Origin of the sequence: Salibacterium salarium, from assembly GCF_030813635.1 — a bacterium.
Classification (GTDB): domain Bacteria; phylum Bacillota; class Bacilli; order Bacillales; family Marinococcaceae; genus Salibacterium; species Salibacterium salarium.
Genome location: NZ_JAUSUM010000001.1, coordinates 777,005 through 799,193, shown reverse-complemented (window position 1 = coordinate 799,193; position 22,189 = coordinate 777,005). Strand labels below are relative to the sequence as shown.

The window sequence follows — 22,189 nt, the reverse complement described above, 5'->3', positions numbered from 1 at the left end:
TTATGTTATGTGATATTTCTTATATTGATACTAGTTTTCTTGCTTGTTTCGTTCTCCATCACCAGCGTTTTCTGTTGTCAATAAACCGTACAACAACGAAAAGATCATACCCGAGAAACCAATAATCTGAAACAATGAGCTTTTCATCCCTTGAAAAGAAACAGCCGCTACAAAGAACATAATGACAAAAACAGATAACATAAGAAACACCCATACCATTGGCAGTTTCATCCATGCAGCCTCCTTTATCCCTATGTTTCAATGTATGCAACCCGTTATTTCTTATTAATAACGATTGATTTACGTTTGCATCACCGGATATTTATATCTCCACTTACCGTTTCAATGATTAAATCATCCGAACCTGAACCTTTCACTCCGCTTAAATGACGTTGCGTCTGTTCCACAGAGTCTAGAGTCAATTCGTTACTTATATCGCCACTGACTACCGAACAATCCAACCGGATATCTGCATCCCCTACTGAAACATCGACATCGCCTGACGTCACCTCAATCGTTGATTCTTCAAATTTTTCAAACGTAACATCTATCCCGCCTGACGTTAATGTCGCTGTTAGCGGTCCTTTAAACTGATCGATTTCCATGTCTCCAGAAATTGTTTCAACGGAAGATTGATTCGAAGAAACATTGGTAATCGAAAAATCCCCTGATTTTGCCGATAACTCTAAATCATCTACTGCCATATGGCGGATATCAACGTCACCAGATGCCACAGTCATTTGCAGTGAACGTATCGTTTCATTTCCATTATCTACATTAATATCACTTGATCCACCATTTGCTTTCAAATCACCGGAAAAGGAAGCGGGAATTTTCACTTCCCACTCTGAGCCCGTTTCAAAAAACAAAAGCGACAGCCAACTAGTCTTATCCTGACGTATCACTACGTTGTCGTTAGTAGTAGAAACATCGATATTATCCTGTCCGCTCGATTGTATATCTACTGTATCTTTGTCGTGCCTTGTTATCGTTATATCTTGAGAGTTTACATCGAATTCAATCGTTTCCGCTTCTTCATATGCGATCGATTGTTGCTGAGCTTTGCTCTCTATAGGATTGATCCAGCCTAAAACGTTAAACCCCGCAGAAACAGCAAAAACAAAAATCCCCATCATAACAAGGAATAAACCAGCTAATTTTTTCATTACATTCCCCCTCTTCCCTTTTATATTAAGGGCAATCAGCCATTATCCTTATCTTTATATAATTTCAACAGAGAGTAACCAGTTCCTATAATAATAATGATGGCAAGAAACGTTGGAAGCCACCCTGTCAAGACGAGAGACCCAAGAACAAGCATCGCAATTCCTGTTACAATCATGAAGGAAGACGATTGTTTTTGCAGCAGCTTAGCTCCAGTGTAAAAAAGCAAAACAGCCATTAATATAGTAAAAACTCTAAACAGATTATTACCAAGCAACGCTATCAGTCCTATGACAGCAAGGATACCTACTATTAATTTATACCATTTCCCATTTATCATGATGAACAACGAACCCCATTTCTCACATATATGTCATCTATTTATTTTACGAGAAAACATAACAATTTTCACCATGGTACAGGAGGATTTTCTCTCCTCCTTCAGATGGAGTAAAAATATTTTGTCTAGTTCGAATAATGTATTTGATAGTCCAGCTATCTCCTAGTATCATATAGTTAGGTTTATTATATTAACTCACCCTGCAATTAATCCTAGAGAGGGATGAAGAAAATGACAGAGAACAAAAAAGATTTACGCATTAGAAGTAAGGTTATTAGCGAAAGTGCTAATCGTGTTCCAAACCGTGCTATGTTGCGCGCTGTCGGTTTTGAGGATGAAGATTTTAAAAAACCGATGATTGGAGTAGCCAGCACATGGAGTGAAGTTACACCATGTAACATACATATTGACCGTCTGGCTCGAGAAGCCAAAACCGGCGCGTCTGAAAACGGCGGCGCTCCGATGATTTTTAATACAATCACTGTTTCTGATGGGATTGCAATGGGGCATGAAGGAATGAATTATTCTCTCCCAAGCCGTGAAATTATTGCTGACTCCATCGAGACCGTAACAGGCGCGGAACGTTTTGATGGATATGTTGCCATCGGCGGCTGTGATAAGACGACACCTGGCTGTTTAATCTCTATGGGACGATTGAACCTCCCTTCCGTTTACATTTATGGCGGAACCATTCAACCTGGAAAGTTAAATGGACAAGATGTCGATATTGTGTCTGCTTTTGAAGCAGTAGGTCAACATCAGCAAGGTATGATAAACGATGAAGACCTCCACAAAGTCGAATGTAGCGTATGTCCAGGAGCCGGTGCGTGCGGTGGCATGTATACAGCTAACACAATGGCTGCTGCCGTTGAAGCGCTGGGCATGAGTATTCCAGGATCTTCGTCTACTCCAGCTATTTACGACTATAAAGAACAAGAATGTAAACAGGCTGGTGCCATGGTCGTTGATTTATTGGAAAAAGAAATCTATCCTCGCGACATTATGACAAAGGCCGCTTTCGAAAATGCGATTACGGTTGTTATGGCCCTGGGCGGATCAACAAATGCCTTTTTACATTTGTTAGCTATCGCTCAATCAGCAGGGGTTGACCTAACGTACGATGATTTTGAAAGAGTGCGTAAAAATGTTCCTCATATTGCTGATTTAAAACCGAGTGGAAAATACGTGATGCAGGATCTGTTCGCTATCGGCGGAGTTCCCGGCGTCATGAAACTGCTTCTTGACAAAGGACTTCTTCACGGAGATTGCATAACTGTGACCGGAAAAACATTAGCGGAAAATCTGGCAGAAGCTCCGGATTTAGAAGAAGGACAAGACATCATCAAACCAATTGATGAGCCGATTAAACCAAATGGTCCGCTTGTTGTATTGAAAGGTAACCTTGCTCCAGAAGGTGCTGTTGCAAAAATGTCCGGTCAAAAAATCAGTCGATTCGAAGGACCGGCTAAAGTTTATGACAGTGAAGCAACAGCCACAAAGGCGATTGAAGCTGGGGAAATCAAGGAAGGCGATGTTCTCGTCATCCGTAATGTCGGTCCAAAAGGCGGACCAGGCATGCCGGAAATGCTTTCTGTTACAGCCATGATTGTCGGACAAGGTCTGGGCGGAAAAGTGGCTCTATTAACAGATGGCAGATTTTCGGGCGGATCACACGGCTTTGTTATCGGTCATTTGGCCCCTGAAGCTGCTGCCGGTGGACCGATCTCCTTATTACAAGAAGGAGACACCGTTACCATTGACAGCGACACACAAGAAATTAACTTTGAAGTGTCCGATGAAGAGCTAGACAAACGCGCTCGCGAGCACAAACCATTTGAACCAAGATACAAGACCGGCGCACTCGCAAAATACGCAAAACTCGTTTCATCCAGCGCAAAGGGCGCCATTACCGACGCCAACCTTTACTAGAAAATAATTTAAAGAGAGCTGCCCACACGGTGACATTTTCACCAAAGGGGCAGCTCTTTTTTATGTATCCATGCTGGTGTGGCACTATATTTTTCGGAAAACTCGTTATTATAGCTGAAACAGGCATGAAGCCATTCAACTTTCCTTGAACCTTTTAATCTGTTCAAAATACTAGGGATAACACTTCTGAAGTGATAGAATGGATGTGCTAATAAAAACAGTTAGTATTTCATGTAATGAAGGTGGAAAAAACGTGACCAATATTCTCCCAATGATCAGTACATTATGTATAATTATCAGTGCCATTTTCGTTGCTCTCGGCTTGTATTTTATTAAACAAGGGAAGCGTTTATCCCATCAAAGAACGATGATAATGGGAGCCGTTTTTGCCATACTATTTCTGGCTATCTATATTTCCAGAACTATCCTTATTGGAAATACCTCTTTTGGCGGTCCGACTGCTGTAGAACCTTACTATACAGCATTTCTCGTCTTTCATATTTGTCTCGCTGTAACGGGACTTGTGTTCGGCGGGATAACGATGAGATTGGCTTTTAAAGGAAGATTTATGAAACATAAAAAAGCAGGTCCTTGGGCAGCTATTATCTGGTTTTTTTCGGCGGCAACCGGCGTTGTCGTATATCTAACCCTTTATATCTTTTGGGAACCCGGTCCCACTACTAACTTGTTGCGGGCTATTTTTGGATAAAACATTGATAGAAATTAGATGAAACGTAACTCACAGTGTATATTCGACTTCACCCCATCCATAGCTTGTGAGCTCCCGCATCCATTATTGACGTGGGGCAAACAACATTACGGTAACGCCAATCACACAGATGCCCGCTCCTATGAAATCATAAAAATCAGGCCACACCGTCATTTCGTTATGTGGCGTCTAATCCATAGTATCGCAAGTATCGTGCTTACGATGGTTAACAGGAGAGACGGTTTAAAAAACGGAGGAGTGTATGTTAATTGAATAGTATTGATACCTTCTGTAATTGGAAACCCTAGAAATGCATAATTCACTTTCTTCAACGGCTGTCTGACATTATTGACATGAACTTCCCAACCTCTTTCATACGGAATCGGCAGCATCATATAGCGGTCCTTTTTCTCGTTGTTGTGAGTTATTGTTAATTTGTCACCGCCCCATTTGATATACTCTGTATTCGAAGGTTCTTCCTTCACTGTTTCTAGGGTTTGATAATTTTCTCTAAACAAGCCTAAATCTTTTAAAATGTAATTTCCTTTTGGGATACGAATTGATATTTTATCTGCTTTTGGTACTCGAATGATAAGGTCATCGACATAAGTTTTGTAGACCGATTGATTGTGCTTTCGTTTTGTTTTGTAGTCATTTACTTTTAACGTAAAGCCTTGACTTTCTGCTTGATTTTCAAGATGAAAACGTACAAAATAATCCTCCGTATTCACATCGGGATTATCGATAAGAAGATCAATGCCTCCTTTTTTTTCAGTCACAGAAAGCTTATCGTTTTCAAAGGAGGCACCGACCGTTTCGATAGATGTTTGATTGATCATATTCGGCACAGGACGTATTTCTGTCGTTGTCGTAGGTCCATCTGCCACAATCGCCCCTTCTAACATAGCATGTTCCCTTTCGAGGACATTCGCTTTTTCCATGCTTTCTTCCGAAAAAATTTGATCCGTTGTCCGCACAAATGGGAGGATATTTGTATTTTCATAGACGTTATAATGTTTAGAGCTTAGCATTTTCTCGAAACCATACGGAATATTAGCGGTATTGCTCTTTTTTCTTATCATATATTTCCCTTGAAATAAGCTATAGAGATTCGTGCGATGACCAAGTGTTGCATAACGACTCACGCTTTCCCGGCCCATATCAACGTTTAGGTCATATAAATAAAAATAGAGCAGGTGCTGATTAAGAATGCTTGAATAGGCACTTATGCCGTTAAAATCTTGAACAATGGGAGTATTGTTTAAGGAACGAACTTTCCAGTCGATTCGATAAAACGATCCAGATTCTCGCTCCTTTATTTTCTCTAGCAGTTCGCGTTGTTCCTCTCCATTGTATTCATCACTATTCAAATAACGATCAGACACTTGATTCACTCCGCCGTATTCTGATATGGCATATTGGGCAATGTTGACAATTCCAATGCAAATGAATAAGGTTCCAGCATGCAAGCAAACATACCACGCCATATTTCGCTTCCAAGTGAAACCCATGGCTAACGTCAAGATAAGCAGCATAAACAGAAACATACCTATACTAGGAAACGAATAAAAGGAAAGATCCTGATCTTTGTAAAAAAAGAGAAGATATATAGCAAGCACCATAAGACATGCTGTAAGAATGTTCTTTTTTCCTACTATGGTTATATACTGCAAGCCTGTGGATACCGCTCCTCCCATAACAAAGGACAACAAGTATTCAAACCGGTATTTAGGGGCAGAAAAACCGTTAAAGACACTTGCGACAACCGGACTGAAATGAAATATGATAAACAAAATACTTAGCAAAACAAATAATCGGAATGTCATTATTTTATACAGTGAAAAAGTAAAAACGAAAAGTACATAAAGGACAGGTAAGATAACAACTCGGCTGGTGAATAAAATATTATCCGAGAAATCGAAGGTTTCTATGGGGAGAGAATAAGACGGCCGGTGATTATGTAAAAAACCGTAGACAGCTGGAATGAACGAGACCGCACTAATACCCAATCCGACCAGCCCACTAATGACAAATAACGGAACACGTTTGCCCCCGGATATTTCATTAGCATCCAGACGGACAACAAAGCGGAATATAACATAAATCACAATAAAAAGAAGATTAATATAGGCAAAATAGAAATTATCAAATAACGTTAGGGCAAAAGCAACAATGAACCATCCACATCGCCCTTCCCGTATCATCTTTTCTGCTCCCAATACGAGCAGCGGCAGCCAAATCATCGCATCCGCAAAAAATTCCCAATATATTACGTGACGGTAATACATAATCGACAATCCATACACAGCAGCCCCTGTAAATGCAGGCATCCAATTCAATTTCATGTATCGAAATACGTACGTTGTTATAAATAAAATAAGCGTTAGTCGGCATATGCTAATGAAAACCGCAGCCTTTGCCCAAAAGATGACATCCGTCGTTTCAATAAAATGAACGAATTCTAACACAAAAACAACAACGGTCGTGATCAGGAAAACGAGCGATGTCGAAAAGTAAAAGGCTAACTGGCTGTATGTTCCTCCGCCCAAGCCAAATTGATAAGAATAAAAAAAATTTCCGTCTGTATATTGCTCATAAAGGAGTTTCTTAAATGTCACCATTTGCTGCAATCCATCATTAGATCCAAGCATGTACTGCCCTTCCGTCCATTCTTTTAAAAAGAATAGATGCGCCAGAACGGCAAGAACAAAGCTACACACAAATAGAATAAAAAGGGTTCGCTTTCTTTTCATTTAAAATCCCCGTTACTTTGTTAGAATTTTTCCTGTTACGATAAACGTGAGCGGAACCGTAATGAAAACTGATAAAATCGGCGCCACCGTACTATCGATATGAAAATGTTCCACAAGGATATACACAAATATAGAAGAAACGGTAATATTAAAAACTTGAGTTAACGGAAATTGCAAAAACTTGGCTAACGTAGGTTTTACCCGAAACGTAATATAAACATTTAAAAAAAAGGAAAGGAATAAGCTCAGCAAAAACCCAATGACATGGGCTGTCATATAATGAATCTCCAGCATTTCGTGTAATATCAAATAACTGATGTAATAGTGAGTGGTATTAATCACCCCCACTACGATAAACCTTATGAATTCCTGACTCGTTCTCTTCATCATTTTCTCCACTATTTATATTCGTTTCTTGTATTAGATAATGGGGGCGTTTTTTTGTTTCGTAATAAATTCTCCCGATATATTCACCTATAACACCTAGACTGAGCAATTGAATGCCTCCTAACAACAGAATAGCAGAAATAGTCGTGAAATACCCATGTTCTACAATCCCATAGTTCATAATCATAAGTAAGTGAACGATGATATAGACAAGCGACAATAACAAAATAAAACTTCCCGTATAAAAACATATTCGAAGGGGCCGATTATTAAAAGAAATCGCACCGTCAATACCATAATTCAGTAACTTGGAAAACTTCCATTTGGAGGATCCATTTTTTCGTTCAACATTATCATAATCTATAATTTTTTGGCTGAGTCCAATCCAGGAAAACAGTCCTTTTGAAAAACGGCTTCCTTCATTCAACTTTAATAGCCCATCCACTGCTTTACGGCTTAAAAGTCTAAAGTCACCTACACCATCTCTTAATTCTACATCAACGAACTTGTTGATCAGGCAGTAATAAAAAGAAGACAGGCATGACCGCACCCACCCATCTCCTTTTCGATTACGACGGCCAACCACTTGATGGTACCCTTCTTCATACCCTTCAATAAAAGGTTTAATTAGGGAACAAGGATGTTGTAAATCGGCATCCATCACAATAACGGCTTCCCCTTTCACGTGTTGAAACCCCGCCAGGAGCGCTACTTCTTTTCCAAAATTTCTAGTGAACGAAATATATTTCACTTTGTTATTCGTTAATACCAGCTTTTTTATACGAGCCAACGTATCATCCGTGCTTCCATCATTAATAAAAAGAATTTCATAATCATAAGTAAGATCTTCAAATTCCTTATCTAACGCTTTATAAATATGTTCGATATTACTAGCTTCATTAAAAGAAGGTATAATAAACGAAAGGAGACGAGCTGTCATGATAAGCACCTCCTTTTATGTGGATAAAGCAATGAAAGGTTCCTTTTCTTATGCTCCCCGAAAGAGCAAATATTATGCAATGTAAAAACAGACCGTCTACTCTATAAAAAAGACACTTTCCTTTATGAAAGTGCCCTCAAATATTAAGCATTGCTATCCTTTATATGTTTATATTTCTTGGTTCATTCGATCCACCCAACGTTTTAGGAGGCGATAATATTTTTCTATATTAGCTTGAATTTTCTCAGCGATTTCCTCATTATACGTGTGAACGGTAAGATTACGATCGTTCACCATGTTTAAAGCTGTAACAGTCTCTTCCTCATTGAATAGATTCACTTCTCGGCTGCTTCGAATAACACCTTTCGGAGACCCGATATCCAGGCCTTCGATATCATATAAATACTGTTTAGCTAATTTCCAACAAGCCTCAAAGGAAAACTCAAACCGTTGAATAGCAGCATCACGTTCAACATCAGACAGATTTTCGAGCATGGCAAGCTGTCGCAATGAAACTAACGCTTTCTCGGCAGATTCTAATCGGTGACGCAATCTTTCCATACTATTCCCTCCTCTTTGACTTTTCGTACAAGATTGGAACTTGCCTTTCGTAAATCTACGACATCTACGTTATACGGAATGGTGGACTCTTCTATTTTCTCTACAAGATCGTTCCATGTTAATGGATCCAACGGGCGCTCGGTTTCAATAGCAATGTCAATATCTGAGCTTTGCTTTTCTTCTTGCGTTGCCCAAGATCCAAACAAATAGATACGAACCTTCTCAGAGGATAATTGACCAATAACCAGCTCCTTTAGTTCCTGAAGGATCTTGTCTCGAATAGCTGCATGATCCTGCATGAAATATCTCCCTTTTTGATTTTTATTCATTGTATCATAGGCACGATAGTAAGGAATTGGTTTCATTTAAAACCGCTCTATTAACCAAGGGAAGCCTCCTTAATTTTGAAACAGACGGATTAGAAATCCATCTTCCTCTACATTGGGAATAAAATACTCTGTCCCATAAACGGAAGCAACAGTAATAATCACTGTCCATAGTAATAAGCTGACAAGCATCCAAATGACTACCATACTTCTCCCCGACCCAAAACTCATTCCCATAAAAGCAGAAACGTGGGAGCCGACAAAGAAGGGACCAATGATTGCTAAACCAGGTAAACCGTATTTATCAAACAGAAATCTGGCTCGTTTTCCCTTTTTTGAGTGTTCCGCTTCTTCATTATTCGATGACGTCTTCTCCGTATCATCTTGTTGTCTATCCTTCCTTTTCTTTAACCATTTCTTCACCTTATCAACAAAAACAACTAACAAAAAGACGGTCAGCGCATTTCCTAGAAAAGCCAGAATAGCTGCCGGTACTGGATGTAACCCGCCAATAACAGCAAGTGGAATAACAGCAGCAAGTTCGACTAACGGAATAGAAGCTAATACAAATACCAGTACATAAGATAAAAACATAGGATGGATGCCTCTCTCTCCCTGACGATTAATCATGTAATTTTTTATTTCTCACAAAAAAATCAAATCGATATAGCTTATCATTGATTGATTCATTTGCCATCACTTTTTTAAAGGCAGTCTATAAGATGAATCCTAATTAGATGCCTCTGAGCGAATAACATACAATTTTGAAACAAAATGTATGATGTGGTATAGTTACCATATAATAAAAAAGGTAGGGACTATCCCCTACCAAAAAACGAAGCAATCGAATACCCTGTTAAGGGAACAGCTAATGTTGAGGTTTTGAATAAAAACCATCCTTTTAGAGCCGGTCACTCTTTAAGGATGGTTTTTATCGTTCACTGCCAGACATAACCAGCACCATGATAATCGTTAATACGATCATTAGCAGCTCATAGTCTGACATAAGCATCACCCCCTTTCTTCGGGGGATCAGCTGTTCATCCTTAAAGAGTTATTCGATTACAACGTCTTTCTATTATAACATAACATTTTCGTTCTTTTGTTCATCACTTCCCTTCGTTAGTACTTTTCCTTTCGTAAATATGATAATCAATTGTTAAAAATGGCAGGTGAAACATCGTCATGCGGTGATATGCCTGTAATGTTCCTTTTCCCCCTTCTTTGACATGAAAACGTTCATCGATTGGCAATTTAAACAAATGATTTTTCACAGCTAAATAAATACCCGGACCCGATATTCTTTGTTGGCTCTCACTGGTTAGAATTAATTCGTTTCCCGATTGGTTAAGTTCTAAAATCCCCGTCATTGCAGAAAAAGGAAGCGGCAGGGAAATATTCATATATGTTCGGCCTTCTTCTTGATGAGAAGAATATAAAGCGACAAATGTCACGTCTTCCTTTATTTTACGAACCCATGCTCTTGTATGGTACCTTCCATCTAACGCATCCTTCACGGAGAATATATCGCCAGTCATTTCTACCTGCTTTCGTGACAGGGGGAGATTTATTTGTTTGACATACCGACTAATCAAACGATACACGCCAGCAAAAGGTTTAAACCATGTGTGCCACTTCACTTCAGCAAATAACTTGTAATCATTTGTATTTTCATAGAAATCGATAATCATAGAAGACAGTGTTTGGGTATCAATACTTGGCTCAAAATGTCTCATATCATCTACTAATCCATTATAAAGAATTCCATCCATTTTTCCCGTTAACACTTTCTCACCAACGGCTCCACTTCCTCTTATTTTGCTCATAGGAAACGAAGGAATCTTTGAATTAGCAGATGGTACGTTCATGGACCAGCCTACCAGTCCCATTAATGCGAATAATATGGTATTCATCACACCATGAGAATACAGCATAAAATCTATTGTCACCTCAAACGCCTGGGCCCAGTGACTTACCGTATATAACAAAGAGAATAGAATGGTTAATCCTAGAGAACAAAACGACGCCCGAATGAGAAACTTTTGCATGATATGTTGAAAAGTTATTTTAAATGATAAAACGATGAAACCGTAAATCCCAATAATATATACCAACACAGACAGTAATTCAAGCACAGGCGAATAAGAAATGCCTGCTGCTACTAAGATCGGTGCAATAATTACCATCCAACTGATGAATATATAGAATGATGATTTATGTAACCTTCCCAGAAGACCTACAAATAGTAAGAGTAAAAAAGAAGCGTAGTGAAAATGAATACTAGTTAACCAAGTTAGGGTAGTGGAAAACCCCGTGTCTATGTTAGCTTCATAAGCTAAAAACCATGCCCCGCCGACCACGATGTAAAAAAACCCCGCATCTATGACAAACTCTTCAAAGTTGACAAAGCCTCTCTTTAAGAAACGAATTATCCCATAAAGAGCAATAAGAATAGTAAACATAAAATAGAGTGTTGCAAGCAGTGTATCCCAAGCCGTTTGATCTGTTATGTGTAAAAATAGAACTGCCAAAAATGCAGGAACGGAAAGAGACGGCAAATATGTTGCAACCCAGCCCTTATCCTTTTTCATGATGACATGCAGCATAAAGGGAACATATAGAAGCTGGGCTGCTGTTAACATCAAGAAATACGGAGGATGAGCAGAAAATATGATGATAACAAGAAATAATAATACATTAAGGCATCCAACTGTGCGGAATGTCATCACTTGTAAACTCTCCTTCATATGAAAAAAGCCTGCCAATTAAAAGGTTTTTAACGACGACTTTTATTTCAAACACTTGATGTTCTTCATTAAATGTCTCAGATACGGTGGCTAAGCCTTGAAAAAGTTTTGGAATAGGAATTTCCATTTTTCCGAGTATCAACCGCTGCTTCTCTGATGTAATATGTAGACCACCATCTCGTGAGGTAGAAAAGGATAAATCGGAATAGACAATCGGGGGATCTCCCAAGTAATCCTTTATCCTATTTCTTTGCTTATCAAGGCTCATGATAGCATTAAAGAATCTTTTCTTTTTTCCAAAATAAAAGATTCTTTCCCAATAGATTTCCTCCTGTCCGTCCTCTCTTGTTCTACGGGTATTCCTCATCGTAAAAGGAATATTTTCACCGCGTTCGGGAAACAAAAATTTCCATCTGGCTCCCAGTGCAAACAAGGGAAGTAACAACTTTGGACCTCCCTCCACTGTTCTCATCACGCCTTCCCCTTCAAAGCGGCTTCCGTCTATTAACTCATATCTTCTCTGCAGCGCTGGATGTAATCGATGAAATTCGTCTCCTAGTACCTGTTTGTAAATCGTCATCAAAATCTCCTTATTTCTTTCTTTTACAGTTCGTTGCTGTTGGCAGACCTGTACTGATGAAATACCCAATTATCGATAGAACAAATAACGCCAGATTAAAGGTTAAAGGGTTAAAAGGATCAACGAGATAACGTGGGTCAGCTAGCACCGCAGAAAGGGTGAGCAAAGGTAAAAGAATCATTTGGAGAAAAAATAAATGCCGTTTCTTTCTATAACACAGCCACATCAATCCAAACAAGGCTTCACCTATTCCTATGATCAGCACCACCCATAATGCTGCCGTATTCGAAAGCGGAATGGAAGCCTGCACCATCCCGATTTCATCCGGGTGTCTATAAATCAGCTTAGGAATAAGACCATGATACATCCATATAAAAAAGAAAAAGAATGTCAGGATCCAGTGACTAAAAAACCTTACATATTGAGAAACCGGCGTCTCTCCTTTTTCCAACCACTTTTTTAAAACATCAAAACTAAGGGCGGTTCCCCACCCCATCAATGGTCGAAAAATAAAATGATCTACCCAATTACCAATTTGGCCAAATCGAGGAGTATAATCATATTGTGTTAAAAAAGTAATCGTATCATCATGTTTCGGTTGGTACTTCCAATATCCTCTTCCTTCACGAATCGGGGAAATCGTTTGATCCGTTCCAAAATGCAAAGACGATGTGCGTGAGCCGTCTTCCCCATGAAAGCTTCCGACACTTTTCCCCCATCCTTCTACTTCTATACCAAAACCAATCCTTGTTTTATATGAAAATAACTGAGGTTCCGATTCATTTTTTGGTAAATAAGTAATAGAGGAAAATCTAAGATCCCATTGCGTATGCAAATCTGGATTTTGACTGGCCTCCCATAACGCATCCATGTTCGTATGTATAGGTATCTCAACATAAATAGGGTTGTTCTTCATGTCCTTTTCACATCCAATACGGTAACCTAGCTTAATTTTAGCACACGTTTTAGCCTGTCCGTTGATTGTTTGAAGATATAAACAAAGAGTTTCAAGTCCTTATTAAACAATCTTGCTCCATTGATTACTACTAAATTATTTCAAAGTGGGAAGTGTAAATCCATACTTATTTGCGCCCATTTACTTTAATTCGAATAAAGTATGCATTGATGACATCCCTTGAATTTATTTATCCTCTTTTCTTAATTTCCGAAAAACGTATAAGCTGCATTGCATTATTAACCCTATCGATCCAATAACTAGCCCAATGAATAAAATAACTTGATACATAAATACAGTGGAAGAGGTCGTTACATTAATGATATGAATGACAACGATAATGAGTAAACCGATTTTCATTATAATTTCACTTACTTTTTCCATTTGCGTTCCCCTCTCCCTTGTTTATTAATTCCAATTATTTCAAAAAGAAAAGGGTAACTCAATACTTATTACGTAAAAAAATGCTGGTTCATCCTACGGATCGCCTTTGAAATATTCGAGGGTGGTAGAAGTTGACAGAAAGAACTAGGACGAGGACTCATTTTCCTGAATAATCAATAAAGCCAGGGCATCTGCCCTGGCTTTATTTCCTATTACTCCGCGATGACGGATTCTGCTTCATTTGCCATTTCCGAAACGGATTGGAGACCACCGCCGGAAAGGTACCAATAGTTTGGATTGAGGTAAACTATATTATCATTTTCGTAAGCTGTCGTTGTTTCTGTGAGTTCATTCTCGATAACTTCTTGCGCAGAAGAATCCCCACCTACAACGGCACCGCGATCAATCACAAATAAGTAATCAGGATCTTCTTCCGTGACATATTCAAAAGAAACGCTTTGACCGTGCGTCGATGCTTCAATCTCTTCATCCGCTTCAGCAAAACCAAATTCATCGTGAATAATGCCAAACCGTGAACCTGATCCATAGGCACTCAACTGACCGTCATTTGCTAGTACAATCAGTGCTTCCTTATCGAGAGAAGATGCTTCTTCACTCAACGCTTCCACATCTTCTTTAATAGATGCTAGTTCTTCTTCTGCTTGATCTTCTTTATCAAAAATACTGGCTAACGTATTTACATTATCCTCAAAAGAGTTCCAGTAATCTTCGTTGTCTACTGCTGTATAAATTGTCGGTGCAATCTCACTGAACTCTTCATATGCATCAGATTGTCTTCCAGAAATAATAATTAAACCAGGTTCCATCGCAGCTATTTTTTCGAAATCTGGTTCTTTTAAACCACCGACATTTTCATAATCAGAACTTTCATATTGTTCAAGATAAGTCGGGATATTAGCTTGCGGAACCCCACCAACATCAACACCTAGTGTATCTAGTGTATCAAGGCTGCCGAAATCAAATACTACTACATTTTCCGGATTTTTTTCTACCGTTGTTTCTCCAAGTTCATGATCAATGGTCACTTCTTCTGTTTCTTCGTCATTGCTTTCTTCTTCTGTTTCCTCACCGGAAGTGTTTTCTTCGGTGGATTCGTCTGCCTCTTCTCCGGAAGCTTCCTCTGAATCATCCGATCCGCAAGCAGCAATCACCAAAATAACTAATAATAATGCAGACAACATACTAAGTTTTTTCATTTTTATGTTTCCTCCTTAAGTAGAATAAAAAATTTCAGATTGGTGCTTTTTTCTGCCCCCCTTTTGTATTTAAAAGTAAACACAGATTTTTTGTTGATTAATATGCTGGATCGTCATATCCAGTTCATAGATATCCCGTAATACCTCGCGATTAATAATTTCTTCGGTTGGACCTTCTTTTACAATCTTTCCATGTTTCATCGCGACGATATAATCGGAATAACAGGAAGCAAAATTAATATCATGAATCACAAGTACGACCGTTTTCCCAAGATCGTCAACCAGTTGACGCAACACTTTCATAATTTGCACCGAATGTTTCATATCAAGGTTGTTCAATGGTTCATCAAGCAATATATAATCTGTATCTTGTGCGATAACCATGGCAATAAATGCTCTTTGTTTTTGACCGCCACTCAACTCATCGATAAATTTTTCCTGCATGGTTTCTAGTTCCATATATTCAATAGCATCATTAACATGGTTCCAATCTTCTTTATTCAATCTTCCTTGAGAATAGGGAAAGCGGCCGAAACAAACTAATTCCTTTACCGTAAGTCTCACATTCATATAATTAGATTGTTTTAATATAGAAATCTTTTTTGCTAGTTCCTGGCTTGATGTTTTCGATACATCTTGATTGTCAACGAGAACTTCCCCACTGTCTCTTGCTATAAGACGACTCACCATCGACATAAGCGTACTTTTTCCGGCTCCATTTGGTCCGATAAATGTCGTAATTTTCCCAGGCTCAATCTCTGCCGATACATCTTTTACTACGTTTTGATTACCATACTTTTTAAACACATTTTTCACATTTACCATGATTTATTCTCCTTTAATAAAAGATATATGAAGTAAACACCGCCTACAAAATTGACAATGACGCTGAGCGTTGTCGAAAACGTGAAGACTCGTTCCACGATGAGCTGCCCGCCTACGAGCGCAATAATACTAATTAAAATAGAACCTGTGATAAGAGGCTTATGGCGGAATGTTTTCATAAATTCGTGCGCCACGTTGGCCACCAACAACCCTAAAAATGTAATTGGACCAACCAGTGCCGTTGAAATCGAAATTAACACAACCACGACAAGAAGCAGTCTTTTCACAACATAATTGTAAGAAACACCTAGATTGACCGCGTGTTCTTTACCCAGTGCTAAGACATCTAGATACTTCGCAAAACGTAGAAAGTAGAGAACCGTTACTCCCATTCCTATCATAGATATCGTCAGCAAATCGGTCTGAATGTTATTAAAACTAGCGAACATCCGGTCCTGTACAATCAAGAATTCGTTGGGATCAATTAACATTTGCATAAAAGATGAGATGCTTCCAAAAAATGTCCCAAAAACCAAACCGATTAACAATAGGAAGTAAATGTTTCGTCCTTCACCGCGAAATAGAAACTGGTATAACAAAATTGCAAATAACATCATGATGCTGACCGATAACATAAAGTTCACATTTTTATTAGTGATAGATAACGTATCAGATCCGTAAAGAAAAATAATAAGCGTCTGGGTTAACATGTACAACGAATCAAGCCCGATAATACTGGGTGTTAAAATCCTGTTATTGGTCAAGGTCTGAAAAATGATGGTTGCAAATGCAATGGCCCCTCCGGTTACCACAATAGCTAATATTTTTTTGCCCCGGCTTGGCAGAACATAACCCCAATTCCCTTCGACACCTTGAAACATGAATATAGCAGTACATACGAGTGCGATGGCTGTTAGAATAAGTAGTTTCATCTTATGACTCATAGGATTTTCTCCTCAACAACAAGTAAATAAAAATGCCGCTTCCAATTACACCGACTGTTAACCCAATTGATATTTCATACGGAAATATAATCAGCCGTCCGAGAATATCGCAAAAGAGAACAAACACAGCGCCGAGCAATGCTGTTTGAGGTAAACTTTTTTTCAAGTTATCCCCGCGGAATATGGTGACGATGTTGGGAACGACTAGACCTAAAAACGGAATCATCCCTGCTGTCAGGACAACAACTGACGTTACCATCGCTACAATAATCAGTCCAATATTCACTACTTTTCGATAATTCAACCCAAGATTTACCGAGAAATCTTCTCCCATCCCGGCAACCGTAAACTTGTTGGCAAATAAATAAGCAAGAACAAGTACCGGGAGACTTATGTACATCAACTCGTATTGGCCTCTTATAATCATTGAAAAGTCTCCGTGTAGCCAAGAAGACATGTTTTGAATTAAATCGTTTTTGTAAGCAAAGAACGTTGTAATAGAGCTAACAATGCTTCCAAACATAAGACCGACGAGCGGTATAAATACGGTATCTTTGAATTTAATTTTCTCTAATATTTTCATAAATATAAAAGTTCCGAGTAAGGCAAAAGCAAAGGAAATAGCTGCCTTCACTAACGGAGGCGCGCTTGTAAAAATCATAAGAGAAACGAGAATACCAAGCCTTGCCGAATCCATTGTTCCTGCTGTTGTCGGTGACACAAATTTGTTTCGAGTTAATTGCTGCATAATCATTCCACAAATACTCATACTTATTCCAGCAATTAAGATACTGATAAGTCTTGGCACTCTGCTTGCTGCGAGTGTATGGGCCTGCTCTTCCGTCAAATCGAATATATCGAAAGGAGAAATCGGCGTAACCCCAATGAAAATGGAAGCAATCGATAGAATAATCAACGCTGTTACTAAGTATCTCTTTTTCATAAGGCCTCTTACTTTCTACTTCTATTTGATTCTTTACTTTCTTCTCTACATTGAATAACACGCGTGCAATCTCTAATAATGAAAATCATTATCAATTGATTGATAACAATTCTCATTCTAACACTGAAATATGAATTGTCAATATATTCTTTTAAGGTTGTTTTCACATTCCTAGTTGTTACAACCATAGTTAAAACACACCCCGCTTTCCCATGGCAAAACGTTTGACAGCACATAAGACACGGAGTAATATAAAAGAAAAGTTTACCTTAGGCAACAAAATGTTATATAGTCAAAATAGGAGATGTAACTATGGAAAGTTTTATAAGTTTACACCCTGTCATGCAGGCGTTTCTGTGGACAATGTTTACATGGGGAATGACAGCTTTCGGGGCATCGGCAGTCTTTTTTGCTAAAGGGACGAATCATAAGCTCATGGATGGAATGCTTGCTTTTGCAGGTGGAGTGATGATTGCAGCCAGTTTTTGGTCCTTGCTTTCCCCTGCGATAGATATGGCCGAAGACAGTAATGTCCCTGGTTATATACCAGCGGTTGTTGGATTTTTATTAGGTGGTGCGTTACTATTACTTGTGGATAAATTGCTGCCTATTTTCAACCAGGATCGTTATTTCACTGAAATAAAAGACGTTAAAGCTAAACACCGCACAGCTTTACTCGTATTTTCTGTCACCCTTCATAATATTCCGGAAGGGCTGGCGATTGGGGTTGCATTTGGTGCTTTAGCTGCGGAACTTTCGAGTGCCTCTTTAGGAGGAGCCATAGCGTTAGCTCTCGGTATTGGTATTCAGAATTTTCCCGAGGGCATGGCGGTCTCTATGCCATTAAGACGTGAAGGCATGTCGAAAATGAAAAGTTTTATGTATGGTCAATTTTCAGGAATGGTTGAGCCTATTGCTGCTGTAATAGGCGCTTTTGCCATTATTTTAATTGATCCTCTGCTCCCTTATGCATTAAGCTTTGCTGCGGGTGCGATGATATTTGTCGTTGCTAAAGAAATTATTCCCGGTTCCCAAGAAAGAGGATACGTTCAATTGTCTTCCATTTGTTTAATGATTGGTTTTGCTGTCATGATGGTCCTCGATGTCGCCCTCGGGTAAGATCAAGGATTCTGTGTCCACTTATCCTAGTCATTATTCACTCGCCATAGTATCCGTTCTTTCCCTATCATTTCGGGCATTATGAAGCTTTTATAAAACTCGAAGATAAAGTTCTATAAAAAAAGAGGGAAATCCCGGAGAAGGATTTCCCTCTTTTTTTATCAATAAGGGTCTGATACGTGGCCCCATTTTTCTGCGTCTTTCACACCTTCTTCACTATCATCTGTTCCGATAGGGCCGTGGCTTCCTGTTCCCATTTCCATTTTCAAACCATCGGCAACGCGCGCACCATAATCTTTGTCACATTCTGATAGCAGGGAAACCATTTGCTCCTGAATGTCCTTATGACAGGTTTTCAGTGTATCGACCAAATTAGATATTAAATCGCTGCGTTCCCACTTGCTAAGACGGCGGTACGTTTCACCAGCCTGCCCAAAGTTATTCGTCCGCTCAATCGACTCCCGTTTTAAATGTCCTGATACATACGGTTCATGCTCCACACCTGGATTTTTCTGTTCTTTTAATCCCTCAATAAGAGACGGTTCGTAATTAACATGTTTATTCCGATGTTCCGAATAATCGGTTCTATAATCCATCTGTCCTTTTTGCTGGTTCGTTACTGTTTCTTTTTTCGGTTTATTGATGGGAAGCTGCAAGTAATTGCTGCCAACCCGGTAACGCTGTGTATCCGAATAAGAAAACGTTCGTCCTTGCAACAATTTATCATCTGAAAAGTCGAGCCCATCAACCAATACCCCCGTTCCAAAGGATGCTTGTTCCACTTCGGCAAAATAATTATCAGGGTTTTTGTTCAACACCATTTTTCCAACCGGAAGCCACGGATATTCATCCTTATACCATAGTTTCGTTGGGTCCAAAGGGTCAAAATCCAGTTCTGGATGTTCTCCATCTTCCATGATTTGAACATACAGTTCCCATTCTGGATAATTTCCATCTTCTATGGCCTCAAATAAATCCTGTGTCGCATGGTTGAAGTTTTTTCCTTGAATCTCATCTGCTTCCCCTTGACTTAAGTTTTTAATTCCTTCCAACGGTTCCCAATGATATTTCACAAGCACAGATTTTCCATCTTTATTTACCCACTTGTACGTATTTACGCCAGACCCTTGCATGTGGCGGTAATTCGCTGGAATCCCCCACGGTGAAAACAAAAACGTAATCATGTGCAGTGCTTCCGGAGATTGGGACACAAAATCAAAAATACGCTCACCGTCTTGAATATTTGTAACTGGATCTGGTTGAAATGCGTGAACAAAATCAGGAAATTTAATCGGATCACGGATAAAGAATATTTTTAAATTGTTACCAACTAAATCCCAATTTCCATCTTCTGTGTAAAATTTAACGGCAAAACCTCGCGGATCCCGCAATGTCTCAGGAGAATGTTTCCCATGATTGACGGTTGAAAATCGCGTAAATACAGGAGTTCGTTTTCCTTTTTCCTGAAAAACTTTCGCCCTTGTGTACTTAGATATTGGTTCATTTCCAACCATTCCATACGACTCAAAATAACCGTGTGCTCCCGCCCCGCGAGCATGTACAATCCGCTCTGGAATTTTCTCGCGGTCAAAGTGACTGATTTTTTCTAAAAAATCATAGTTCTCTAGCAGCGCTGGGCCACGATTCCCGATGGTTCTCGTGTTTTGATTGTCTGTGACCGGATGACCTTGACGATTAGTGAGCATTTCATCATTTTCATGTTGGTGCTTTTTCTTATTATTCATAACTAAACCGTCTCCTTTCCTCTTATCATTGTTTCCAAGAAAACTTTATTTATAAAAAGTTTTTCTTTTTCATTCTTGCTTTTTTTACTTGTCATATTCCTGTTATATTTTTTTAATTTGACATAATTCTGACACGTAGGACGTTTATAGTCATTCTTGTATCTCATCCAAATGATAAATTCTACCAGAAAGGAAAGGATAATATGAACAACAAGCTGAAGTATCGTCATGAAGTGAAATATTATGTGCCTTATCCACAATATTTCGTAATCAAGCAGCGCTTAAAAAATGTGATGACACCCGATTTTCATGCTGGTCCAAACGGAGATTATCAGGTGCGGAGCCTTTATTTTGACGACGTTAATAATAAGGCACTGTTTGACAAACAGGCAGGGATTAAAGATCGAGTCAAATATCGAATTAGACTCTATAACATGAGAGATGACGTGATTCATTTTGAAAAGAAAATAAAGACCAATGATTACATCGCAAAAGTGAAAGAGAGTATTGACCGAGAAACGGCTGAAGGTTTTTCAAACGGGAATTACCATCACATCGATTCGGCGGATATGAAAAAAAATCTAATCGCCGAAGTATTCCATGAAATGAAAAATAAACTGTTGCGGCCTAAAGTAATTGTCGACTATACAAGAGAAGCATATACCGCTGACACTGGTAATGTCCGCATCACCTTTGATAAAAATTTGCAAACAGGGTTGGAGCAAGTCAATCTATTTGGTGAAGATGTGCAAACAATCAATGCTATCGACGAAAATTTCATCATCATGGAAGTAAAATACGATGAGTTTATTCCGGACTACATTAAGACGGCTCTACAAACGAGAGGAATACAACGACAAGCGGCTTCAAAATATGTCATTTGCCGCAAATTTATAAAATCAAATGCTTGGGAGGATCAATAATGACAAACAACATAAGCAATTTTTCCGATTTATTTAATCAAAACTTTTTAGAAAATTTTCAGTCCGATATTTCATTGACACAAACACTGCTATCACTAAGTATTTCTTTTTGCTTAGGGTTATTCATTTATTTTCTTTATAAACGAATTTTCAGCGGTGTCCTTTATTCGAAAAGCTTTAATACAGCTCTTGTAGGAATGGCTCTTATTACTTCTCTAATTATTATTGCGATTAATTCAAACTTAGTGTTGTCTTTAGGGATGGTAGGTGCTTTAAGTATTGTACGTTTTCGTACCCCTATTAAAGATGCAACTGATCTCGTTTTCTTATTCTGGTCTGTTGCTGTCGGCATTGTAACTGGCGCTGGTTTTTATTCTCTTGCGATTATGGGTTCTGTTGTCATCGGTCTTGTTTTATTTTTCTTCATGAAAAAAACGACGATGGATACACCTTACTTGTTTGTCGTTCATTGCGATGGAGCAGAAAGTGAACAGGCGGTATACACAGAAATGAACAAATTTGTGAAGCGTTTTAATGTAAAGCAGAAAAACGTCACGTCGGATGAAACGGAACTTACGTTAGAACTTCGTTTGAAAAAAGATGAACCAACGTTTGTTCACAACATTACTAATATTGCCGGGGTTAAAAATTCTGTATTGCTCAGTTACGACGGCGACTACACCTCGTAAGGTTAGGAC

24 protein-coding genes are annotated in these 22,189 nt (G+C 38.9%); 5 read left to right on the top strand and 19 right to left on the bottom strand.

Annotation, left to right across the window (positions count from 1 at the left end):
* Positions 1 to 30 precede the first annotated feature (30 nt).
* The 3 genes from J2S78_RS03805 to J2S78_RS03795 all read right to left on the bottom strand — a co-directional run bounded on the left by J2S78_RS03805 (position 31) and on the right by J2S78_RS03795 (position 1,504).
* A complete protein-coding gene (locus J2S78_RS03805) occupies positions 31 to 231 on the bottom strand; it encodes a hypothetical protein (RefSeq protein ID WP_306896412.1) in 201 nt (66 codons plus the stop codon).
* 80 nt (positions 232 to 311) lie between these two features.
* Entirely contained in the window at positions 312 to 1,166 is an 855-nt protein-coding gene (locus J2S78_RS03800; RefSeq protein WP_306896411.1) for a DUF4097 family beta strand repeat-containing protein, read from the bottom strand.
* Positions 1,167 to 1,201: 35 nt separating this feature from the next.
* Entirely contained in the window at positions 1,202 to 1,504 is a 303-nt protein-coding gene (locus J2S78_RS03795) for a hypothetical protein (protein ID WP_306896409.1), read from the bottom strand.
* A gap of 231 nt (positions 1,505 to 1,735) precedes the next feature.
* Between J2S78_RS03795 and ilvD the strand changes: the two genes are divergently transcribed.
* Positions 1,736 to 3,433, top strand: a complete 1,698-nt coding sequence (gene ilvD / locus J2S78_RS03790; protein ID WP_306896407.1) for a dihydroxy-acid dehydratase — start codon at positions 1,736 to 1,738, stop codon at positions 3,431 to 3,433.
* 253 nt (positions 3,434 to 3,686) lie between these two features.
* Positions 3,687 to 4,142 carry a DUF420 domain-containing protein gene (locus tag J2S78_RS03785; protein WP_306896405.1) on the top strand — a complete coding sequence of 152 codons (456 nt, stop codon included), beginning with the start codon at positions 3,687 to 3,689 and terminating at the stop codon, positions 4,140 to 4,142.
* 84 nt (positions 4,143 to 4,226) lie between these two features.
* Here J2S78_RS03785 and J2S78_RS03780 read toward each other — a convergent pair whose 3' ends face one another.
* From J2S78_RS03780 to J2S78_RS03710, 15 genes are all read right to left on the bottom strand, one after another.
* A complete protein-coding gene (locus J2S78_RS03780; RefSeq protein ID WP_306896403.1) occupies positions 4,227 to 4,316 on the bottom strand; it encodes a YnfA family protein in 90 nt (29 codons plus the stop codon).
* Complete coding sequence (locus tag J2S78_RS03775; RefSeq protein ID WP_306896401.1) at positions 4,313 to 6,895, bottom strand: YfhO family protein; 2,583 nt, start codon at positions 6,893 to 6,895, stop codon at positions 4,313 to 4,315. The genes J2S78_RS03780 and J2S78_RS03775 overlap by 4 nt, the downstream gene beginning before the upstream one ends.
* Positions 6,896 to 6,907: 12 nt before the next feature.
* Positions 6,908 to 7,282: a GtrA family protein gene (locus tag J2S78_RS03770; RefSeq protein ID WP_306896988.1), complete on the bottom strand. Its 375-nt coding sequence runs from the start codon at positions 7,280 to 7,282 to the stop codon at positions 6,908 to 6,910.
* Complete coding sequence (locus J2S78_RS03765) at positions 7,230 to 8,222, bottom strand: glycosyltransferase family 2 protein (protein WP_306896399.1); 993 nt, start codon at positions 8,220 to 8,222, stop codon at positions 7,230 to 7,232. The genes J2S78_RS03770 and J2S78_RS03765 overlap by 53 nt, the downstream gene beginning before the upstream one ends.
* Before the next feature lie 168 nt (positions 8,223 to 8,390).
* Positions 8,391 to 8,783 carry an HI0074 family nucleotidyltransferase substrate-binding subunit gene (locus tag J2S78_RS03760; RefSeq protein WP_306896397.1) on the bottom strand — a complete coding sequence of 131 codons (393 nt, stop codon included), beginning with the start codon at positions 8,781 to 8,783 and terminating at the stop codon, positions 8,391 to 8,393.
* Positions 8,759 to 9,148 (bottom strand): nucleotidyltransferase family protein, encoded by a 390-nt coding sequence (locus J2S78_RS03755; RefSeq protein ID WP_306896396.1) that lies wholly within the window; start codon positions 9,146 to 9,148, stop codon positions 8,759 to 8,761. The genes J2S78_RS03760 and J2S78_RS03755 overlap by 25 nt, the downstream gene beginning before the upstream one ends.
* A 33-nt stretch (positions 9,149 to 9,181) precedes the next feature.
* The gene (locus J2S78_RS03750) at positions 9,182 to 9,703 is read right to left on the bottom strand and encodes a small multi-drug export protein (RefSeq protein ID WP_306896395.1); all 522 of its coding nucleotides are present in this window, start codon (positions 9,701 to 9,703) and stop codon (positions 9,182 to 9,184) included.
* Positions 9,704 to 10,218: 515 nt separating this feature from the next.
* Positions 10,219 to 11,835 carry a YndJ family protein gene (locus J2S78_RS03745; protein ID WP_306896987.1) on the bottom strand — a complete coding sequence of 539 codons (1,617 nt, stop codon included), beginning with the start codon at positions 11,833 to 11,835 and terminating at the stop codon, positions 10,219 to 10,221.
* On the bottom strand, positions 11,807 to 12,436 hold the full coding sequence (locus tag J2S78_RS03740; protein ID WP_306896393.1) for a DUF4166 domain-containing protein: 630 nt from the start codon (positions 12,434 to 12,436) through the stop codon (positions 11,807 to 11,809). Before J2S78_RS03740 ends, J2S78_RS03745 begins: the two co-directional genes overlap by 29 nt.
* A gap of 10 nt (positions 12,437 to 12,446) precedes the next feature.
* Positions 12,447 to 13,352 carry a DoxX-like family protein gene (locus J2S78_RS03735; RefSeq protein ID WP_306896391.1) on the bottom strand — a complete coding sequence of 302 codons (906 nt, stop codon included), beginning with the start codon at positions 13,350 to 13,352 and terminating at the stop codon, positions 12,447 to 12,449.
* A gap of 225 nt (positions 13,353 to 13,577) precedes the next feature.
* Positions 13,578 to 13,775 carry a hypothetical protein gene (locus tag J2S78_RS03730; RefSeq protein ID WP_306896389.1) on the bottom strand — a complete coding sequence of 66 codons (198 nt, stop codon included), beginning with the start codon at positions 13,773 to 13,775 and terminating at the stop codon, positions 13,578 to 13,580.
* A gap of 212 nt (positions 13,776 to 13,987) precedes the next feature.
* Entirely contained in the window at positions 13,988 to 14,992 is a 1,005-nt protein-coding gene (locus tag J2S78_RS03725; RefSeq protein WP_306896387.1) for a siderophore ABC transporter substrate-binding protein, read from the bottom strand.
* A gap of 69 nt (positions 14,993 to 15,061) precedes the next feature.
* On the bottom strand, positions 15,062 to 15,817 hold the full coding sequence (locus J2S78_RS03720) for an iron ABC transporter ATP-binding protein (RefSeq protein WP_306896386.1): 756 nt from the start codon (positions 15,815 to 15,817) through the stop codon (positions 15,062 to 15,064).
* Entirely contained in the window at positions 15,811 to 16,761 is a 951-nt protein-coding gene (locus tag J2S78_RS03715) for an iron chelate uptake ABC transporter family permease subunit (RefSeq protein WP_306896384.1), read from the bottom strand. Before J2S78_RS03715 ends, J2S78_RS03720 begins: the two co-directional genes overlap by 7 nt.
* On the bottom strand, positions 16,751 to 17,704 hold the full coding sequence (locus tag J2S78_RS03710; protein WP_125553255.1) for an ABC transporter permease: 954 nt from the start codon (positions 17,702 to 17,704) through the stop codon (positions 16,751 to 16,753). Before J2S78_RS03710 ends, J2S78_RS03715 begins: the two co-directional genes overlap by 11 nt.
* 312 nt (positions 17,705 to 18,016) lie before the next feature.
* Between J2S78_RS03710 and J2S78_RS03705 the strand changes: the two genes are divergently transcribed.
* Positions 18,017 to 18,823 (top strand): ZIP family metal transporter, encoded by an 807-nt coding sequence (locus J2S78_RS03705; protein ID WP_306896380.1) that lies wholly within the window; start codon positions 18,017 to 18,019, stop codon positions 18,821 to 18,823.
* 161 nt (positions 18,824 to 18,984) lie between these two features.
* Here the strand turns inward: J2S78_RS03705 and J2S78_RS03700 are convergent, their stop codons facing one another.
* Positions 18,985 to 20,568, bottom strand: a complete 1,584-nt coding sequence (locus J2S78_RS03700; RefSeq protein WP_306896376.1) for a catalase — start codon at positions 20,566 to 20,568, stop codon at positions 18,985 to 18,987.
* Positions 20,569 to 20,771: 203 nt separating this feature from the next.
* Here J2S78_RS03700 and J2S78_RS03695 point away from each other — a divergent pair, with 203 nt between their 5' ends.
* Together J2S78_RS03695 and J2S78_RS03690 are read left to right on the top strand one after the other, a co-directional pair.
* Positions 20,772 to 21,491, top strand: a complete 720-nt coding sequence (locus J2S78_RS03695; RefSeq protein ID WP_306896375.1) for a polyphosphate polymerase domain-containing protein — start codon at positions 20,772 to 20,774, stop codon at positions 21,489 to 21,491.
* Positions 21,491 to 22,180 (top strand): DUF4956 domain-containing protein, encoded by a 690-nt coding sequence (locus tag J2S78_RS03690; RefSeq protein ID WP_306896373.1) that lies wholly within the window; start codon positions 21,491 to 21,493, stop codon positions 22,178 to 22,180. The genes J2S78_RS03695 and J2S78_RS03690 overlap by 1 nt, the downstream gene beginning before the upstream one ends.
* Positions 22,181 to 22,189: the final 9 nt, after the last annotated feature.

What these genes read in the sequence shown, in the direction of transcription:
- J2S78_RS03740 (WP_306896393.1), bottom strand. Translation starts at nt 12,436, where the DNA reads ATGACGATTTACAAACAGGTACTAGGAGACGAATTTCATCGATTACAT.
- J2S78_RS03795 (WP_306896409.1), bottom strand. Translation starts at nt 1,504, where the DNA reads ATGATAAATGGGAAATGGTATAAATTAATAGTAGGTATCCTTGCTGTC.
- J2S78_RS03700 (WP_306896376.1), bottom strand. Translation starts at nt 20,568, where the DNA reads ATGAATAATAAGAAAAAGCACCAACATGAAAATGATGAAATGCTCACT.
- J2S78_RS03725 (WP_306896387.1), bottom strand. Translation starts at nt 14,992, where the DNA reads ATGAAAAAACTTAGTATGTTGTCTGCATTATTATTAGTTATTTTGGTG.
- J2S78_RS03800 (WP_306896411.1), bottom strand. Translation starts at nt 1,166, where the DNA reads ATGAAAAAATTAGCTGGTTTATTCCTTGTTATGATGGGGATTTTTGTT.
- J2S78_RS03730 (WP_306896389.1), bottom strand. Translation starts at nt 13,775, where the DNA reads ATGGAAAAAGTAAGTGAAATTATAATGAAAATCGGTTTACTCATTATC.
- J2S78_RS03805 (WP_306896412.1), bottom strand. Translation starts at nt 231, where the DNA reads ATGAAACTGCCAATGGTATGGGTGTTTCTTATGTTATCTGTTTTTGTC.
- J2S78_RS03735 (WP_306896391.1), bottom strand. Translation starts at nt 13,352, where the DNA reads ATGAAGAACAACCCTATTTATGTTGAGATACCTATACATACGAACATG.
- ilvD (WP_306896407.1), top strand. Translation starts at nt 1,736, where the DNA reads ATGACAGAGAACAAAAAAGATTTACGCATTAGAAGTAAGGTTATTAGC.
- J2S78_RS03715 (WP_306896384.1), bottom strand. Translation starts at nt 16,761, where the DNA reads ATGAGTCATAAGATGAAACTACTTATTCTAACAGCCATCGCACTCGTA.
- J2S78_RS03710 (WP_125553255.1), bottom strand. Translation starts at nt 17,704, where the DNA reads ATGAAAAAGAGATACTTAGTAACAGCGTTGATTATTCTATCGATTGCT.
- J2S78_RS03695 (WP_306896375.1), top strand. Translation starts at nt 20,772, where the DNA reads ATGAACAACAAGCTGAAGTATCGTCATGAAGTGAAATATTATGTGCCT.
- J2S78_RS03690 (WP_306896373.1), top strand. Translation starts at nt 21,491, where the DNA reads ATGACAAACAACATAAGCAATTTTTCCGATTTATTTAATCAAAACTTT.
- J2S78_RS03780 (WP_306896403.1), bottom strand. Translation starts at nt 4,316, where the DNA reads ATGACGGTGTGGCCTGATTTTTATGATTTCATAGGAGCGGGCATCTGT.
- J2S78_RS03750 (WP_306896395.1), bottom strand. Translation starts at nt 9,703, where the DNA reads ATGTTTTTATCTTATGTACTGGTATTTGTATTAGCTTCTATTCCGTTA.
- J2S78_RS03775 (WP_306896401.1), bottom strand. Translation starts at nt 6,895, where the DNA reads ATGAAAAGAAAGCGAACCCTTTTTATTCTATTTGTGTGTAGCTTTGTT.
- J2S78_RS03720 (WP_306896386.1), bottom strand. Translation starts at nt 15,817, where the DNA reads ATGGTAAATGTGAAAAATGTGTTTAAAAAGTATGGTAATCAAAACGTA.
- J2S78_RS03770 (WP_306896988.1), bottom strand. Translation starts at nt 7,282, where the DNA reads ATGAAGAGAACGAGTCAGGAATTCATAAGGTTTATCGTAGTGGGGGTG.
- J2S78_RS03705 (WP_306896380.1), top strand. Translation starts at nt 18,017, where the DNA reads ATGGAAAGTTTTATAAGTTTACACCCTGTCATGCAGGCGTTTCTGTGG.
- J2S78_RS03760 (WP_306896397.1), bottom strand. Translation starts at nt 8,783, where the DNA reads ATGGAAAGATTGCGTCACCGATTAGAATCTGCCGAGAAAGCGTTAGTT.
- J2S78_RS03765 (WP_306896399.1), bottom strand. Translation starts at nt 8,222, where the DNA reads ATGACAGCTCGTCTCCTTTCGTTTATTATACCTTCTTTTAATGAAGCT.
- J2S78_RS03755 (WP_306896396.1), bottom strand. Translation starts at nt 9,148, where the DNA reads ATGAAACCAATTCCTTACTATCGTGCCTATGATACAATGAATAAAAAT.
- J2S78_RS03745 (WP_306896987.1), bottom strand. Translation starts at nt 11,835, where the DNA reads ATGACATTCCGCACAGTTGGATGCCTTAATGTATTATTATTTCTTGTT.